Source organism: Mesorhizobium sp. WSM4842, assembly GCF_055901575.1.
Genome location: NZ_CM148372.1, coordinates 5,748,030 through 5,764,783 on the forward strand (window position 1 = coordinate 5,748,030; position 16,754 = coordinate 5,764,783).

General features: G+C 57.2%; 12 protein-coding genes. 7 read left to right on the forward strand and 5 right to left on the reverse strand.

The genetic code is table 11. From position 1 onward, the window contains the following. Positions 1–165: 165 nt before the first annotated feature. Genes AC0NIE_RS27960 through AC0NIE_RS27975 form a run of 4 tightly spaced genes read right to left on the reverse strand, consistent with a single transcriptional unit; the run spans position 166 to position 5,718 of the window. Positions 166–1,314 carry an acyl-CoA dehydrogenase family protein gene (locus AC0NIE_RS27960; RefSeq protein WP_473484926.1) on the reverse strand — a complete coding sequence of 383 codons (1,149 nt, stop codon included), beginning with the start codon at positions 1,312–1,314 and terminating at the stop codon, positions 166–168. After that, entirely contained in the window at positions 1,314–2,876 is a 1,563-nt protein-coding gene (locus AC0NIE_RS27965; RefSeq protein ID WP_473484924.1) for an amino acid adenylation domain-containing protein, read from the reverse strand. Before AC0NIE_RS27965 ends, AC0NIE_RS27960 begins: the two co-directional genes overlap by 1 nt. Positions 2,877–2,884: 8 nt before the next feature. Further along, on the reverse strand, positions 2,885–3,145 hold the full coding sequence (locus AC0NIE_RS27970; RefSeq protein WP_029356091.1) for an acyl carrier protein: 261 nt from the start codon (positions 3,143–3,145) through the stop codon (positions 2,885–2,887). Further along, positions 3,142–5,718, reverse strand: a complete 2,577-nt coding sequence (locus AC0NIE_RS27975; protein WP_473484922.1) for an SGNH/GDSL hydrolase family protein — start codon at positions 5,716–5,718, stop codon at positions 3,142–3,144. The genes AC0NIE_RS27970 and AC0NIE_RS27975 overlap by 4 nt, the downstream gene beginning before the upstream one ends. A 527-nt stretch (positions 5,719–6,245) precedes the next feature. Here AC0NIE_RS27975 and AC0NIE_RS27980 point away from each other — a divergent pair. From AC0NIE_RS27980 to AC0NIE_RS28005, 6 genes are all read left to right on the forward strand, one after another. Then, positions 6,246–7,493 carry a glycosyltransferase gene (locus AC0NIE_RS27980; RefSeq protein WP_473484920.1) on the forward strand — a complete coding sequence of 416 codons (1,248 nt, stop codon included), beginning with the start codon at positions 6,246–6,248 and terminating at the stop codon, positions 7,491–7,493. Positions 7,494–7,712: 219 nt separating this feature from the next. Further along, positions 7,713–8,930 carry a glycosyltransferase gene (locus tag AC0NIE_RS27985; RefSeq protein WP_473484918.1) on the forward strand — a complete coding sequence of 406 codons (1,218 nt, stop codon included), beginning with the start codon at positions 7,713–7,715 and terminating at the stop codon, positions 8,928–8,930. 89 nt (positions 8,931–9,019) lie between these two features. Then, a complete protein-coding gene (locus AC0NIE_RS27990; protein ID WP_473484916.1) occupies positions 9,020–10,162 on the forward strand; it encodes a hypothetical protein in 1,143 nt (380 codons plus the stop codon). A gap of 105 nt (positions 10,163–10,267) precedes the next feature. Continuing rightward, complete coding sequence (locus tag AC0NIE_RS27995; protein ID WP_473484914.1) at positions 10,268–10,558, forward strand: hypothetical protein; 291 nt, start codon at positions 10,268–10,270, stop codon at positions 10,556–10,558. 35 nt (positions 10,559–10,593) lie between these two features. Beyond that, positions 10,594–12,075, forward strand: a complete 1,482-nt coding sequence (locus AC0NIE_RS28000) for a lipopolysaccharide biosynthesis protein (RefSeq protein WP_473484912.1) — start codon at positions 10,594–10,596, stop codon at positions 12,073–12,075. Positions 12,076–12,282: 207 nt separating this feature from the next. Beyond that, positions 12,283–13,422: a hypothetical protein gene (locus AC0NIE_RS28005; protein WP_473484910.1), complete on the forward strand. Its 1,140-nt coding sequence runs from the start codon at positions 12,283–12,285 to the stop codon at positions 13,420–13,422. A gap of 98 nt (positions 13,423–13,520) precedes the next feature. Here AC0NIE_RS28005 and AC0NIE_RS28010 read toward each other — a convergent pair whose 3' ends face one another. Further along, a complete protein-coding gene (locus tag AC0NIE_RS28010) occupies positions 13,521–14,372 on the reverse strand; it encodes a sulfotransferase (protein ID WP_473484908.1) in 852 nt (283 codons plus the stop codon). Positions 14,373–14,541: 169 nt separating this feature from the next. Between AC0NIE_RS28010 and AC0NIE_RS28015 the strand changes: the two genes are divergently transcribed. Further along, positions 14,542–16,596, forward strand: coding sequence for a hypothetical protein (locus AC0NIE_RS28015; protein WP_473484906.1), 2,055 nt, complete (start codon positions 14,542–14,544; stop codon positions 16,594–16,596). Positions 16,597–16,754: the final 158 nt, after the last annotated feature.

Consider the following 16,754-nt stretch of genomic DNA (forward strand, 5'->3'; position numbering starts at 1 on the left):
CAAGTCGAACGACAAAAGCGCCCCGCCGTGGTGGCACCGTGAGTTGTGATAGTACCACTCTCCGGTTTCCTCACCAAAATCGAGCGCCCTTTTTCGCGAACTGGGGGCAGGCCCAGCGACAGCTCACGCCGACCTTCACCGGACAGGTTCTGACCACAGGCGTCATCAAAGCCCCAGCCAGCCAGCAATAATGTTGCGCTGTATCTCCGAAGTTCCGGAATAGAGTTTGCTGCCGATGGCATCACGCACGGCACGTTCGACGTCGAATTCGCTCAAGAAACCATAGCCGCCGAAGACCTGGACGACATCGAGCGTAGTGCGGACTAGCGATTCGCTCACAAAGAGCTTCGAAACGGCGGCGTCGAGGGATACGGACTCGGAGCGCTCAAGGCCCCACGCCGCCTTGTAGACGAGGAGTCGGGCCGCCTCCACCTGCATCTTCATGTCGGCAATCTTATGGGCGACCGCCTGGTGCTTGGAGATGGCCTGGCCGGACTGACGTCTGGTGCGCGTATAGGCCACTGCCTTTTCCAGAAGCCGCTCCATGGTGCCTACATGACTGGCGAATAGGCACGCCCGCTCCCAGTCCATGCTATGAGCAAACAGCCTGGAGCCGCCGCCCACTCCACCGAGAACAGCGTCCTTCGAAACAAATACGTCCTCGAAGACAAGCTCCCCGATCGGAGACGTCCGCAGTCCCATTTTTTCGAACTTTTGCGCGACCAGATAGCCGGGCAGCCCGCGGTCCACGAGGAAGCTCGTGATGCCGCCGAAATACCCCTTGGCGCGGTCAGTGACAGCAAAGACGACAGCAACATCTGCCACCGGCCCGTTGCTCACGAAGGTCTTCGTGCCGTTGATTAGAAAGCCGTCGCCATGAGGCTCCGCCCGGGTTTGCATCGCAAATGCATCGGAGCCCGACTCCGGTTCGCTCATCGCATTGGCTGCGATCAAAGTGCCATCACAGAGCCCCGGGAGATATCGATTCTTCTGCTCTTCAGTGCCGAACTTCCAAATCGGCACCACGCAGGCCAGAAGGTGGGCGCAGATCGAGAAGACCAAGCCGGAATCCTCGCAGCCGTAGCCAAGCGCATCGATTGCAATGGCCGTGGACAGGGAATCGAGACCGGGTCCCCCGTAGGCTTGGGGGACTGGCAGGCCGGTCAGGCCCATCTGCGCGCAAGCCCCCCACAACTCGCGCTGGAATACTTGGTCTCGGTCGCGCTGCCTGACATCTTTATTGAGCTTATCTTGCGCGAAGCGAAGGATCTGGCCACGCAGGATACGCTGCTCCTCGTTCAGCGCGAAATCCACTACTCCATCCTCATCAGATGCTGGTAGTCGATTTTATCTGTCGATGTCTTGGGAAGTAACTGCTGATGGCAGAACCAGTCCGGGACCATGTAGGCCGGCAAGTTGTGGACGCAGAACCGCTTCAGCTCGATGAGCGACAGCGCATGGCCGTCGCGCGAGGCATAGAACACCTTTATGGAGACGCCCGACTCCTCCGAGCGAGCGATCGCCGCCACCTCGGAGATCGCTGGATGGCGATAGAGCGCCGTCTCGATCTCGCCGAGTTCGATCCGATATCCCCGTCTCTTCACCATCCGGTCGCGTCGACCGCGGAAGGTGTAGACCCCGCCATCGCCTTCGATCACTACATCGCCGGTACGGTACCAGCGACCGCTTGAATCGACATGAAAAGCGGCGCTTGTTCGCTCAGGCATGTTCCAATAGCCCAGCATCACGGGAGCACCGCTGATTGCGAGCTCGCCTTCCTGGCCTCGCGGCACGTTGCGACCATTCGCATCGATCACGCGTGCCTTAACATGCGAGCAGGCGCGCCCGATCGGAAACGGCGCCGAGCGGTCTTCGGCGATCGTCTGCGGGATTTCGTAGTAGGTACAGACGTTGGTTTCGGTTGGGCCATAGAGATTCAGGTAGCGTGCGCGTGGGACCACGGCCTTTAGCCTGCGCAGATGCTTGACCGGAAAAACCTCGCCGGCAAATAGAATGAACCGAAGAGCGTGGTCGTCGCGAGCATCAAGGCTGCCGTGCTCGACCAGAAGCGTGAGTACGGAGGGCGTGGAATACCAGACGGTCAACCGCCGCTCGGCGATCACCGACGCCATCCGGGTCGGATTCTTGCCGAGCTCCTCACCGATGAGGAATACGGTCGCGCCGTGCTTCAGCGGTACGAAGATGTCGAGAATAGACAAGTCGAAGTGGAAAGGCGCATGGGAGGAGAAGCGGTCGTTCTCGTCAGGGGCGAGAATCTCGGAGCACCAGTCCACGTAGCTCGAGCCATTACGATGCGTCAGCATCACGCCCTTCGGCTGGCCGGTCGAGCCCGAAGTGTAAAGCACGTAAGCGAGGTTGTCCGGCCCCGGCCGCGCCGATTCGTCCTCCACCGCCAAGCCGCCGGCCTCTACGCGAGCCAGGTACGTCGCGAGCGGCGAGGGACCGTCAGACCAGTCGAGCGGTAAGAGACAAGGTTCCGCAGCCAAGCGCGCCAACTCACAGCGCAAAGTTTCGGCTCGGGACGCCTCCACGAAAATCGCGCGCACGCCGCAGTCGTTAAATATGAACGCGTTACGCGCAGGCGGTGCCAGAGAGTCGACGGGCACATAGGCTGCGCCCACCTTCAAGATGCCGAACAGAACAGCGAGCGAGGCGATCGATTTTGGAAGGCAAATGCCGACGCGGTCCGCCGGCCGGACGCCGATCCGACGCAGATGGTCGCGGACTTGGTCCGACAGCGCGTCGAGCTCGCCGTAGGTGATCTGCCGCCCAGAGCTCGCCTCGACAGCGGCGCACGTCTGGGGATACCGCCTCGCGCTCTGTTCCAGATACTCGTGTAAGGCAGCGACCGTCATGGCGGGCTCTATGTGGACGCCTGCTTCGACTGGACGAAATTGGCAATTTGGGCGATGGAGTTCAGGTTCTCCGGCACGAGTTCGTCAGGGGCGATTTCGATACCGCAGGATTTTTCCAAGTAAGCAACGAGCTTAAGCGTCGCCAACGAGTCGAGAATGCCGTCAGTTATCAGCTCCGTTGAATCCGTCAGATTCTCCGGCCTTTCACCGGGCAGAAATTCCTTCAATATGAAATCCTTGGCCATCGTCCTGATCTGGATCGCGTTCATCGGTCCTCCTTTGGCGGAGCAACCGCCAGGTTCAGGGGAATTAGATCCTGGTGTTGCTGCAGGACCTCGTAAAGCTTTTCCGCGATGAGCCTATGGCCGGTGGCGTTTGGGTGTTTGTCCCAAGGTGCCACAAGAAGGGTCCGCCAATCATACCCGTCATACACACCGGAAAGATCGAGAACGTTGAATCCAGCCTTGGCAGCGAGGCGCCTCTCCAGCTCGGGACTGATCTTCTCGTTGGGTCTGGGCAGATAGATCCAAGAGACCCCAACACCTTCTCGCTTCGCGGTTTCGACGATTCGAGAATAGATCACACGCAGAAGTCTTTCCTCATAGCGCTTGAGCTCTCTTGTAAGCACGTCGGGGTCGATGCTGGTATCTATTCCGCTTTCGCGTACAATGTCGCGCACAAAGTCGTAGCGATATGCGGAGCCATTCTGGATTGCTTGCACGAGATTCTCTAGCATTCGTGGAACAAGCGCGCTGTGCTCGAAGTAAAAGATGTACTTTGGTTTGAATGCGAGCACCCGATCCTCGATTATGGCGAGCATGTCCAAAGAAGCATAACCCCCGACGGCAAAGTTCAGCACCTCGTAGTGTCGATACCCGCTGTCGGCCGCCTGCGCATTCAGCCGCCGCTCCAACAAGCCCTCGAAAATCTCCCCATCCGCGACGCCCGCGCCGAAGACGTGCGAAGCGCCGACGATTGCGATTCGTAGGGTGCCGGGAGAAGGAATTTTTTCGTAGTCCTGATCTCGCATGCCCCAGCGGTTGATGTGGACCCGCGTTCCCTTAAAGTCTGCCTGGGAGAGTGGACGCAGATAGGTCGTGGGAAGCGCACCCGTGAACTCGATCAGCGGCGACTCGTTTAACCCTTCCCATCCGTCGGGTGGTCGTTGGCCATAGACAATCCACAGTTCCGGGTTAAATGCGCCGACATTGACAAGGTTCTCGTAGTAGCCGCGCTCCAGGTTCGCATTGTCGCGGCTATTGAGGGTCGGCACTCTAATGTCGGCCATTGCGGTACTGACCGTCTCCCCGAGGCGATCGTGAACCACGGGGAGCGAGATGCAAACCGCGATCAACCCGCAGACACCGACCGACGCAACCGACCGTTGGAAACTGTACTGGCGGTCGGCGCCGCCGCGCGCGAGCGCAAGGGCAGGAATGCCAATGATAGCTGCCACCGCGACCAGTACGAGGGCGGGCGTCGTTTTGCCAGGTCCTTCCACGCCCACAGTGTCGAAGACCGACAACCATTGCGGGACCGAGCTCGCGCTCCAGAACGACCAAAGGAGCGAGATGACGACGAATACGCCAATGGTCCGGCCCGCAGTTTGCAGCGCACCGTTCCAGCTTAGTGCCCCGCCACGCAGGCGCCGCGTGCGACCGTGCCGCATTTCATAGAGGGCGTTGATCGTCACAAGCACGGCGAGGATCATCCAGAAGAGGAAGTCGTTCCAGGTGAATATCCAGGTGCCACGTAACCAGAACCACTGATAGTTGTGCAGCAGCCAGGTCGCGAGGAACGCCAGGAGGGTCGCGCTGACGAGCGCTACGCTCTCTCCCCAGCGTCGAAAACGGAAATACAACGGATAGTACACAATTTTCATTATGAAGTCCTTCCAATATATATTTATTCGACGCCAGAAATCTGTGAAACTTGAGGAAAGAAAGTACAGATTGTGGGTTTCTGGAAGGTTGAATCCAAATAAATGCAAAATCCCTGTGATTATGTGAAAAGTTCCTGAAACCTTCAAATAAAGTAAAAATGGCCATATGATAAATTGCAAAAGCTCAATCTGATTATGTACATCCGCAGCATCGATAACAAATCGCTGATATACGATGCGGTAGCAAATCAAATGGACAGCGCCGCGAAACATCCACTGAATGCCCGTTTGATAGATGTAGTGCCGGTCAGCATTGTAGTAGCTGCTGCGGAAAGTTCTAAAATCTACGACCGGAAAGAGCGGGAAGCACACGTTCGGCAACATGAAAAAATACGCGAGACGTTCCGAAACCGTCGCCATCCTCTGTTCACGCCGCATTTCGTACGCATAGACAATGAGACGGAACATGAACATGGAAGCGAGCACGGGCCAGACGGCGCGCGTCCACGGGGTCGCAATCCAGTCCATTCGTGCGGCGGCGAGCCCGCAGCCGGCGCCAACCAGCGCCAGCACTCTCCATCCAAAAGCGATGGGCAGGTGGACAATTCCGATCAATACGAGCCCAATGGCGGCGATCCAGGCGGCATCGATGAGGCCCTCAAATCTCCAGTGGTGCCAGTCGGGCCCAAGGTTCGCGAAGACTGCGGCGATAGCCGCGAACGAGAGCAGCACGAAAAACGGCAGCCGGTAACGCTGTGGCAGGAAGTAGTGCACGCACCAGCCGGCGAGAGCAACGAGCAGGACGCGGACAAGCGCAGTAGTCTCGAGCCTGAGGAGATAGACCAGCGCGATGAAGAGGGCTAGCTGGCCGGCTATGGCGAACCAAGCCAGGATGCTTCTTGAGTCAGTCTCCGTCGGATCCGCCGACCAGGGAAGGGACAATGTCTTGATCGAATGCACGCTCGCGCCTCAACCGGCTGCCGGCGCACATCGACAATAAGCGACTTTGGGGCACGCGAAAGTTCCGCGAGCTGCTGGTGAAGGACCCTCTGCCATGGCTCCTGTCCCCCTGATAGGTTAAACTGCCCGGTCCCTTAAAGCGTTGCCTTGACTACTTCTTTCAACGGGTCCGATTTTCGCGCAAACGCGGTAAGGCAGACATATTGCACATAAGTATACCGCAAAATAATCACTCCGCTGTGCCCGGGGTAACAGCGGCAGTTCTCCGAGACGTTTAAAGCCAACAAGTTAGATCTGATCGACTGGAAGCCGTTGGAATAACCCTCCTTACGGACTGCATGTGTCATGGCCCAAGAAGGAAGGGGCACACTTAGGATTCGGGGTTCATCTCCATACGGCATGCACCCACCGAGGCGTGGCATGTCACTCCAATGCAGTAGCACCGATATCGGGACGCATGGACCAAAAGCGCGGCTGGGCGTGGGAACGCACCCAACGGATAACTTCAGCGCGATCGGTGCGGCGATATGAAAGTACAGGATGCGGAAGGTAAGATTGACTTGGGGTGTCGACTGCGCATCGCTCATGTCATTACCCGTCTCATCAATGGCGGTGCTGATGAGAATACTGTCCATTCCTGCAATTGGGCCGCGCAAGGAGGACATCATGTTGTCCTGCTGCATGGCGAGGCCGTCCACCCGGAAATTGTAGCTAAAGTGGACCCGCGGGTGGAACTCATTGGCGTCCCGGGCTTGACCCGATCCATTTCGCCTGTCTCCGACGTGAAGGCATTGTTGGCGCTTACGCGGACGTTCCGCGCCTTGCATGCCGACATCGTACATACGCATACCAGCAAGGCAGGCATTCTCGGGCGTTTCGCGGCATGGGCGGCAGGAGTTCCAGCGATCGTTCATGGCGTGCATATCGTGCCTTTTATCAATGTCGGCGTCGCCGAGCGGTTTGCTTATCTCGCCTTGGAAAAGCTGGCAGCGCCAGTCACCAGTGCGTTCATCAGCGTGAGCGAGGGCATCCGTGACTTGTGCCTGAGCGCAGGCGTGGGACATCCAGACAACCATTATGTCGTCCGTTCCGGATTCGATCTCGATCGTTTTCGCAACGCCGGTCCGCCCGACGATTGGCGCGATTTGTTGCGCTTGACGCCGGGCGCGCCGCGCCCGCCCGTGCTCTTGATGATCGCGGCATTCGAGCCGCGCAAGCGACACGCGGAATTTCTGGACGTTTTCAAGAAAGTCGCCGTCCGCTTACCCGACGCGGTGCTTGTGCTGGCGGGCGACGGGCCGTTTCACTCGATCGTCGAATCGCGCGCCAAGTGGCTTGGGCTCGAGCGCCAAGTGGTCTTTACCGGTTATCGGGACGACCCCGAGCGGCTGATCGCACTCGCGGATCTCTGCCTGCTCTGTTCCATGCGGGAGGGATTGCCCCGCGTCGTCATGCAATATCTCGCCGGCGGCAAGCCATGCGTCGTTTGCGATCTGCCAGGTCTTCGCGAAGTGCTCCGCCCTGGTATCAACGGTGTGATTACACCCGCGGACGATTTGGCAGCCATGGCCGACGCCATTGCCGCCGTCCTGGAGGATCGTGAAAGACTGGCTTGCCTCGCCCAAGGTGCCGCGGCGACGGATCTTTCGAACTGGGACGTCAAGCTGATGGGCAAGCGGATCGATGCCATTTACCGCGAGGCTCTTGACCAGCATCGGGCAAGCAAGCGAGTGTCAACAAGGCCTCCTGTCCGAAATGTGGTGCTTCCGCGATGAACGGGTGTGACCTATGCGTTTGACAGTGATCGGGCAGGTTGTCGGATTGGTTAGCGATGCATGCTTTACCGATTTCGGGTGCGTCGATCTGGACGATAAGAGGATCGATGCGCTGAAAGGTAGTGAGACGCCAAAGAGGCATCTTCTTTTTTTGCACATGGGACGGGTAGTAAACTTGGTGGCCGCCTTGGCTCCAGGAACGCTATCCGGCGGATTGATATGATTGCAGCAGAAGTTGCCCCCGCTTATCCGATGAAGACCCCGCGAGCCGAAGCTCTTCCCAGCATACGTGTTCTGCTCGTGCTCCCAACCTATTTTCCTGAGTCATATGGCGGCGGCGAACAACAGGCGCGGCGATTTGCTCGGGCGCTGGTTGAAAGCGGCGTTTCCGCAACCATTTTGGCACCCAGACTGTCGCACTCGACCCCGAAACGGTCCGCCATCGACGGGGTGCCTATCCATCGCCTTCGTTTGCGCGCGGCTCCGTATTTGGGCGGGCGGCATATGCTGTCGTTCCTGTCGTGGTGTGTCCAGGTTTTGATCTGGATGCTGCGCCGTCGCGACGAATTCGACGTCGTACATATCATCCATGCCCGACTTCACGCTGTTCCGGCGGCATTGGCAGGAGCCCTCCTGCGCAAACCGGTTCTCGCAAAATTGGCCCGGGGCGGACGGTGTTTCGATCTCGACGTTGTGCGCGAAAAGAAAATCATCGGTCGCTGGGCGTCCGCCTTGATTAAACGTCACGTCACGGCCTTCATCGCCAATAGCCGCCAAATCGCTGGTGATCTGAAGAGACATGGCATCGGCGCGGATCGCATTCATATGATTCCGAATGGGATCGATCTGCCCCGCAAGCCGCGTCGCGAGCCGAACGCCGATGGCAGCCGACGCTTTATCTGCCTTAGCCGCCTCGATCCGGAAAAATGCCTCGAGCACATGATCGATGCGTTCGCGGCACTTCCCGCCGACGCAAAGGCGCAACTCACCATCCTGGGCGATGGCCAGTGCCGCGCCGCGCTCGAGGAACAGGCGGCCCGGTTGGGCCTTTCCGGCAGGGTCACATTCGCCGGCGCGGTCGAAGATGTCTTTCCCTTTCTGTGGGACGCAGATTTCTATCTTTCCACCTCGGTGTCAGAAGGCATGTCAAACGCCCTGCTCGAGGCCATGAGCTGCGGCGTGGTGCCGATCGTCACCGATGTCAGCGGTGCGTCCGATATTGTGGAGCATGAGCGCAGCGGCTTTTTGGCTCGCTCGCATGTGGAGTATAGCCGGCTCCTGCTTCGCGCGCTCGGCCTATCGGACGCCGAGCGCAATGCGATGGCGCGCCGCGCCATACGAACTGTCGCTGCGCGATTCAGCATGGAAAGCGTCGCAACACGGCAAATGAGTCTCATCGCAACGCTTATGCAGAAAGCCTTGCCATGCGCGCGCTGAAGCTTGCTTGCGGGACAATGTGGGAGTCTCGGGGCTTATGCCGGCATTGCTCGCTTCGTTTTGCTCAAACCTTCGGGTAAAAAGATCACATGAGGCTCATTCTTCATATTGGCACGCATAAAACGGGAAGCACGGCGTTACAGCAATTCCTGTCGGCAAACGGAAAAGGGCTGAGCGAATATGGCATATGCTACGCCTCGCCAGGCCATAAGTTCAATTTCAACAGCATTGTCAATGCATTCTTACTAGATGGACAAGATAAATTCCGATATTTCCTTCTCGAGAATTTGAGGAAGGCAGAGCGAAACAGAGCTCACACAATCGTCGCAAGCTCGGAGCATCTTTATGCTATGGTGCGGTATCTGACGCGCTTCAACGCGGAGAAAACGAGCGCGGAGATCCTTGCAAAAGAGCGCAGTCTCGTCGAGCGCTTGCGCGCCGCAATCCCTGCCCATGTAGAATGCCACATACTATGCTACGTACGAAGGCCCGATCATTATCTTGAATCTCTGTATAATCAAAATGTAAAGCGGGACTCATTGGTTACCGGCGAAGTTGTCGACTTTCTCAACACAATTTATGACATGCTAGACTATCATCGCTACTTATCCATCTGGTGCGATGTCTTTGGGAGCAGCGCGTGTTCCGTACGGGTGTACGAGTCGGCCCTGCCGAATGTGATCGATGATTTCATGAACAATGTCGTTGGGATCGAGGATACCTCCGCATTTACCCGGCGCTATCTTCGGGCCAATGAACGCCTTAGCCGGGATGTCTTGGAGTATAAGCGCCTCAGGAACGAGCACATTCTTTCTTCTGAACGGCAGCTGGAACGCAAGATTTATGGATTGGTAGACAAGAGAATAACAAGCCCCAACAATAATCACGAATATCTCTTACCCGATGAAAGAGCCGCGCTCCTTTCGAGGCTAGAACCCTCCATGGAGCGGCTACGAACGGAATTCACTCTGCCGCCCTTTCCGCGGTTCGACCTCGAAGCGGCCAGGGCGTCCTGGCAGCCTTATCCGGGACTTTCGCTCGAAAAGAGGCGCGAGATCGAACACCACTACAACGCCGTTCAACGCCAGATCGGCTTCCGTCTGGAACGCCTTCTCATTCGGGCGGCATCGCTGACGCGCAGGCGGCTGCCATTTCTCGCATGGCTTCTCGATTTTGCGCGCGGCAGCGGAATACGCAGATTGCTGCTGGATGCAACAAGCCGGTTTCAGTGAAACAATGCTGCCGTGAAGGCGCGAATAATGGCAAATTCAAGTAGCAATCACGAACATCTATCTCCTGACGAAAGGGCCGGACTCCTTTCCAGGTTGGAGCCCAGCATGGAGCGGCTGCGAACGGAGTTTGCTTTGCCAGCCGTTCCGCGGTTTGACTATGAAGCCGCCAAGGCGGCCTGGCGGCCCTATCCGGGGCTCTCATTCGAAAGAAGGCAGGAAATCGAATGCCATTATAAAGTCGCCCAGGCGCGGATGGCCTTCCTGCTGGAGCGCGTTTTCAAACGGACAGTATCCATGGCGCGCAGGCGATTGCCGTTTGTGTCGTTGGTGCTTGCTATGGTGCGCGCCGTTGGGATGCGCGGGATGCTTCTCGTTGCATTAAGCCGTCTCAAGTAGTCAAGCGCATTGTTCTCAGTCACGAGTCGAAGCCCGTGAACGAAAGCCGGAATTTGACACACAAGGCTGCCCGGGGACTTTCCTGGTCGGGCACCATGCTGCTGGCCCGAATCTTATTGAATGTCCTGGTCACGGCTGTCCTCGCTCGCCTGCTTTCGCCCCAAGAATATGGTGTTGTCGGCGCTGCCATGATCGTCGGTGCCCTAGGAAATTCGATCGCCAATCTTGGCATGTCGCAAGTGGTGATCCAGCGACGGGACATTGAAGAGCGGCATATCGGAACCGTCATTTCCTTGTCCATGCTAATCGCCACCATTCTCGGCTTGCTTCAATGGACTTTTGCACCGCAGATCGCCGATTTTCTTCATGTCCCGGAATTGGTCCTCATTTCGCGCGTCCTTGCGGTGATGATGGTCGCGAACGCGTTCAATCTGACCACCGAGGCCCTTCTGTCGCGGCACCTGAAATTCAAAATATCCTCCATGGCGAGGCTGGTCGCATGGATTGCTTCCCATGTCGGCCTAGCCATTCCGCTTGCCTATTTAGGATTCAGCTATTGGGCCTTGGTGGTCGCGTATATGGCCGAGGCATTGATCCTGGCCAGCATCTATTTCTTCATTGCCAGGGACTATCTCGTGAGGCCCAGTTTCGACATGCAGTCCTACCGCGATATCCGCAGCCAGAGCCTGGGCTATTCGCTGGCTGGTATATCGACCTTCACCGCCAAATATATCGACAATATTATTGTCGCGCGCTTGATCGGTACTGCAGAGCTTGGCATTTACTCGCGAGCATATTATCTGATCGCAATGCCGGCAAATCTGTTCGGCAATCTGAACAAGAGCGTCGTTTTCCCACTTCTGTCGAAGGTTCATCACGACAAGGCGCGACTACGCAGCGCTCAGCTCAAGGCGTATGCTTTGACTGCTGCCCTCTCTATACCGACCAGCGCGTTTCTATGCTGTTTTGCAAAAGAGGTTGTGTTGACTGTCCTCGGCGAAAAGTGGATGGATGCCGTCGTTCCTATTACCGTGTTCTCTGTAGTAATGTATTTCCGCCTAGGTTATAGAGTTTCCGGAGCCGTGATGCTTGCGACAGGCCAAAGTTACCAAACAGCCTTCATGGCGTTCGTTTATATGTCACTTGTCGCTTCATTCGCATTGCTCTCAGCGCCCTACGGCGTGAACGCGGTGGCCTTTGCAGTGTCCGGCGCCATCGCGACGAGTTTCATCCTTTATGCGGCGGTCGGTTGTCGGATGACAGGATTATCAGCTCTGGATTTCGCGCTCGTCCATGTGCCGCCTGTCGCATTCGCCGCTGCGGTGTTCGCCACCGGCTCGGCGGTCAAAATGCTGCTTGCCGGATCGCCCGACTATCTTGTGCTCGCGACCGGGCTTTTCGTTACAGGTACATTGTCCGTTGTCACTGTCTATCTGAGAGCGTCGCTCCTCTTCGGGAAATATGGCGCGGAAGTTCTGCAAACGCTAACATCCAAGCAAACAAACCGAATGCATTAGATTTGCATAGCCCCACAATACCTGCGTTCTCGGCGTGTCTTGCGACAGACCATCAGAGGATATGGAATGCATCATGAAGGTACGGAGGCTTGACGATACAGTCGACGGAGTTCAGTCACGACGCCCCCTTACTGTAACCGGCTCAGGGGCGAGACCGTTTGTGAAGCCGGTGTCATGTATGCCGGCTATCAGGCAAGGAAACGCCAGATGAAGCTTATCCTCCACATTGGCACGAGCAAGACAGGAACAACTGCGCTACAATATTTCCTTTCCTCGAATGCAAGGAAGCTCCGCGAGAGAAGAATTTACTATGCTGTACCTCCAAACCAGTTCAATTTCAACAGTGTTACCAACAGCTATTTGCTATCCGGCACGGACAACTTCCAGGCATTCTTCCTGCATCATCTGAGGGCGGCCGAACGAGACGGAGCGCACACGATCATTGCAAGTTCTGAAAACCTTTATTTGATCAGATACCTTGCGCGTTTCATGGCCAATAAATCCAGCGCCGACGCCCTATCACAGGAGCGCAATTTGATCGAACGGTTGCGTGCTTCCATTCCGGCGAAGATGGAATGCCGTGTGCTGTGTTATGTGAGAAGACCGGATCATTGGCTTGAGTCAATGTATAATCAGAACGTCAAGCGCGGTGTTCTGTTCACCGGAGATGTCATCGACTTTCTAAACACGATCGAGGATAGTTTGGATTATCGTCACTGCCTGTCCATCTGGCGCGAAGTCTTTGGAAGCAGCGCGTGTTTGGTACGCGTCTACGAGTCGGCGCTGCCGAATCTGATCGATGATTTCATGAAGAATGTCGTCGGTATCGAGTATCTCTCCGCATTCGTACGGCCCTATCGTCGGGCTAATGAACGCCTGAGCCGAGATGTCTTGGAGTATAAGCGCCTCAAAAACGAGCATATCCTATTTTCTGAGCGGCGGCTGGAACGCAAGATCTATGCATTGGTTGATCGGAGAGTGACGAATCCCGACAATAATCACGAATACCTTTCACCCGATGAGAGAGCCGACCTCCTATCAAGGCTGGAACCAAGTGTGAAGTTGCTACAGGCGGAGTTTTCTCTGCCCCCCTTTCCGCAACTCGATCTCGATGCGGCCAAGGCCACGTGGCAGCCCTACCCGGGACTTGCGCTCGAGAAGAGAAAGGAGATCGAATTCCACTACAACGCTGTTCAAGGTCGGATGGGCTTCCGTCTGGAGCGCATTCTGAGGCGATGGGCCTCCTTCACTCGCAGGCGATTGCCTTTTCTCTCATTGATATTCGACTTTGCGCGCGGCAGCGGCATACGCAGATTGCTGTTGGAGGCAACAAACCGATTTCAATGACCGGCTGCCGGGCGCTAAGGACTGGATACCGTGAACTTGTCTACGCCTATCCCGTGCCTATTCCGGGCCAATCGGCAAACGCCGTTAACCGCGCAAACTCAGAAATTGTCACCTCCATAATCGAACAATTCCGCAGTTGCGCGGGTGCCTGTCCAAATCCGCTGTCGTGCTGAATGATCGAGGCGGGCAACCGCTCGGGTGTTGACGTCTGGTGCGATGTGATCGGGTGCTTCATCCAACCTTATCCGCAGCTTTTCGCCAGTTGCGGCGTTTGTGTTCGTCGTCCGCTCCGTCCCAAATGATTTGACCTTAAACCGGATCCTTCCGTCCTCCGCTGCTGCTATGCCGAGCGCGTCGTAAAGGCTTTTGACAAAGGCCTCCGGTGATCGGACCAAGTCCTCGAATCGAAGCGATAGCGCATCACGCTTCCTCGAGGCTTTGAACATCAGGCTAGTCACATCGTTGTACCATTTGATCGCGCGCGCCTCGCTGAGACCGCTGCGTATCAGCCCTTCGCACATCGGTAATGGATGCCGCGTAAGCACAAGGTTCCGCGCTTCCATAAAGCCGCGCGCAATCGCGTCGTCGAATGCAATGTAGTAATCCATCACCTTCAAAACGACGAAGCGTGCTTGGGACTTTTCGCTGCGCTCCCCGGGGCGGACGGTCTCGGCAGTCGCTGCGCGCATATGACGCCAAAAGACGGGAACAGATGCCCAATTGACGGCCCCGCCAATATGACACGCAGCCTTGCGCAGCTTGTAGAAGCGTCCGAACACTCCCTCATGCCATTCGCGGTATGGCATCAACACATCCGGCGAGCTGCCGATGATATTCCAGACAATGTTTGACCCACCTCGGCCAAAGCAATTCAATAGAAGCGCATTGGGCGGAAGAGCTTTGCCCGGCCTGGTGGGAGGCGAAGCACCGATCCTGACAGCGGTCTGCATCTGCTTTCTCCGTTATCGCATCAGGCGCGACCCACTTCCCTGGCTGTCGTTGAAAGGCTAAACTGAAACCTATGATATGCTGCGGAGCTTGTGAGGGGAAGCGCGATAGTAAGTACCGGGTGTCCATGCGCAGTCTCATCCCGAAACCAGCAATTGTTGGCACGCGACAATGACCAACCGCCTTTCTCGCCGGGACCTGGCGAGGGCCGCATGCGCCGCCCTTGTGCTGGCGGCATCCGGGCGCCCAGCACGGAATGCTCGCGCCGCCGGTCCGGCGCAAGGCTCGCAGCCGAAAGGTCACTCCTGGCATCCTGGTCTGTTCCCAGAAATGATTGTGAAATCCTGGTTTCAAGAGGATCTGGCGGAAGGCGAAGTCTCCTCGTGGCAATCCGGCGGCATGAAGCCGGTGGCTGCGGTGCAAGCCGAGCCCTCCCTGCGCCCAACAAAGCTTCCGAATAGCGGCGGCGTCTTCTTCAAGAAGGGCATTAAACATGCGTTGACTTGGCGTGTCGATAACGATGCCCCGTATCTTCACCGCTGGTGGCTCGTGATCGCCCGATGCAATTCGGCGATCAATGCCGACGCGAAAAACGTTTCCGTTCTTTGCGTCAATGGGGCGCAGGGTGGCTCGGTGCATCGCCAGCCGCGGGTCTGTTTCAAGCCCTCGGCAGGCACCTTCGTTTCGCAGCTCCATGACGGCAAGAATAAGAGCGAGGAAGGGCAATGCTCGACGGATTTTGGCGACTGGAATGTCATGGTCGGGTACCGCCGCGGATTCGCGATGCAGGCCGTGGTGAACGGGGTCAAGACGGCCGGCCAGACGATTTATGCATTGGGACCCAACCGGATGAAATCGCAGAGCTTCATGGGCGATGTGAACAATCCGATGGGAGCCGATGTCGCGATCGACTGCGTCATCATCGGACAAAGCGAACTTAACGACTCGCAGATCGACAAGCTGATGGGATGGGGCATGTGGCGCCTCGGCCGGCAATCCGCCCTGCCCGACGATCATCCTTATCGCCAGAGCCCTCCTTCAGCCGTGGATGCGAACGACAAACCGGCACGTCATGTGTTCGATTCAGCCTCGTGGGCGTCCTGGGCCGCCGTCGGGAATGAGCGATACGCGCATCGTGGTGAGGCGGCGCCCCCGATCCCCGGTTACACAACGGTCTTTCTTGATGACTTCGATTCCAACACAGTTGTCGATGATTCCAAAGGCGCGCAAGGCAGCATCTGGTATGCGCCGACCCATCTGGTGGGCGTCGGTGTTGATGCTAATGCCCAGCGGATCTCGGCGTCGCCCTCCTCATATGTGCACGACGCCGCCAGCCACACGCTGGCGCTCCGGCTCTTGCACAAGGGCCGTTGGAGAACAGGTGCGTTCTCTTCCGTGAACAACAATGGCCAGGGGCGGTGTTGGGGAAAGGGGATATTTGAGATCCGCGCCAGACTGCCGAAGATCGCAGCGCCCCGCCCTGGATTTTTTCCTGCTTTTTGGGCGTATGGCAGGGAGCATCTATTCTGGCGGACGCGCAATCGTCTTGAGACGGATTTTTGGGAATATGACGGTCTCAATGGGGCCTATATCAACATCAGCCAGCACGTGCACCAACCCAGACTCGGCTATGCGGATCCGCATATCGCGCCACGTGGCGTGCACCGGAAAATCGCCGGCTATCAAGTCGATCCATCAAATGGCTTTCCAAGGACGATCGACATATACGATGGCGAATTTCATACGTGGTACGCGCAGATCGAGGATGATTATACTTATTTCGTGATCGACGGTTATGAAGTGGCGCGCGTTCCAACGACGCCGGAACTCGCAGCGAAAAAATACATCATGGTGGATTTCGCTTACGATGAAAAAAAGGGTCGTGCTCAACCGGACCCGTCGCAGACGTATGACATGGTCATTGACTATATAAGGGTCCGGCAGACGGAAAAGGATCTGGCTAGGGTCCCGCCGGGATTCAGCGCATTGCCGGCTTTCTCGGGCCAGGCTTCACCAGGCCAAGCGCTGACCGTCGTACCGAACGTGATTGCGTCGCAAATAGAGTGTCTCTGGTATCGTGACGGCGTTCCGATCGTGGGCGAAACCGGCACAAGCTATGAGCTCAGCTCGCGGGATGTCGGGCATAGGATTCGCTGCCATGTTCGCGCGGTCTCTGTGCTCGACCAGCCAGAAGCCTGGACCCCGGAGAGCGAGACCGTCGGCTAGAACGCATCGACTGCGCGACGCCAGGATGCGTCATCACTCTCCGTCGGACTGCCTGACGAGCCCTGCCACTAGCAGTCCTCCCCGCAAGCGAAAAGGGTGAGCTTTCCCAACAGGCGGAAACCTCTTCGATATGCGATTGCCACAGCGGGCGGAACGAT

Bases quoted from the DNA above. Each gene is read 5' to 3' on its own strand.
- AC0NIE_RS28010 (WP_473484908.1), bottom strand. From the start codon at position 14,372: ATGCAGACCGCTGTCAGGATCGGTGCTTCGCCTCCCACCAGGCCGGGC.
- AC0NIE_RS28015 (WP_473484906.1), top strand. From the start codon at position 14,542: ATGACCAACCGCCTTTCTCGCCGGGACCTGGCGAGGGCCGCATGCGCC.
- AC0NIE_RS27985 (WP_473484918.1), top strand. From the start codon at position 7,713: ATGATTGCAGCAGAAGTTGCCCCCGCTTATCCGATGAAGACCCCGCGA.
- AC0NIE_RS28005 (WP_473484910.1), top strand. From the start codon at position 12,283: ATGAAGCTTATCCTCCACATTGGCACGAGCAAGACAGGAACAACTGCG.
- AC0NIE_RS27970 (WP_029356091.1), bottom strand. From the start codon at position 3,145: ATGAACGCGATCCAGATCAGGACGATGGCCAAGGATTTCATATTGAAG.
- AC0NIE_RS27995 (WP_473484914.1), top strand. From the start codon at position 10,268: ATGGAGCGGCTGCGAACGGAGTTTGCTTTGCCAGCCGTTCCGCGGTTT.
- AC0NIE_RS27965 (WP_473484924.1), bottom strand. From the start codon at position 2,876: ATGACGGTCGCTGCCTTACACGAGTATCTGGAACAGAGCGCGAGGCGG.
- AC0NIE_RS27980 (WP_473484920.1), top strand. From the start codon at position 6,246: ATGAAAGTACAGGATGCGGAAGGTAAGATTGACTTGGGGTGTCGACTG.
- AC0NIE_RS27990 (WP_473484916.1), top strand. From the start codon at position 9,020: ATGAGGCTCATTCTTCATATTGGCACGCATAAAACGGGAAGCACGGCG.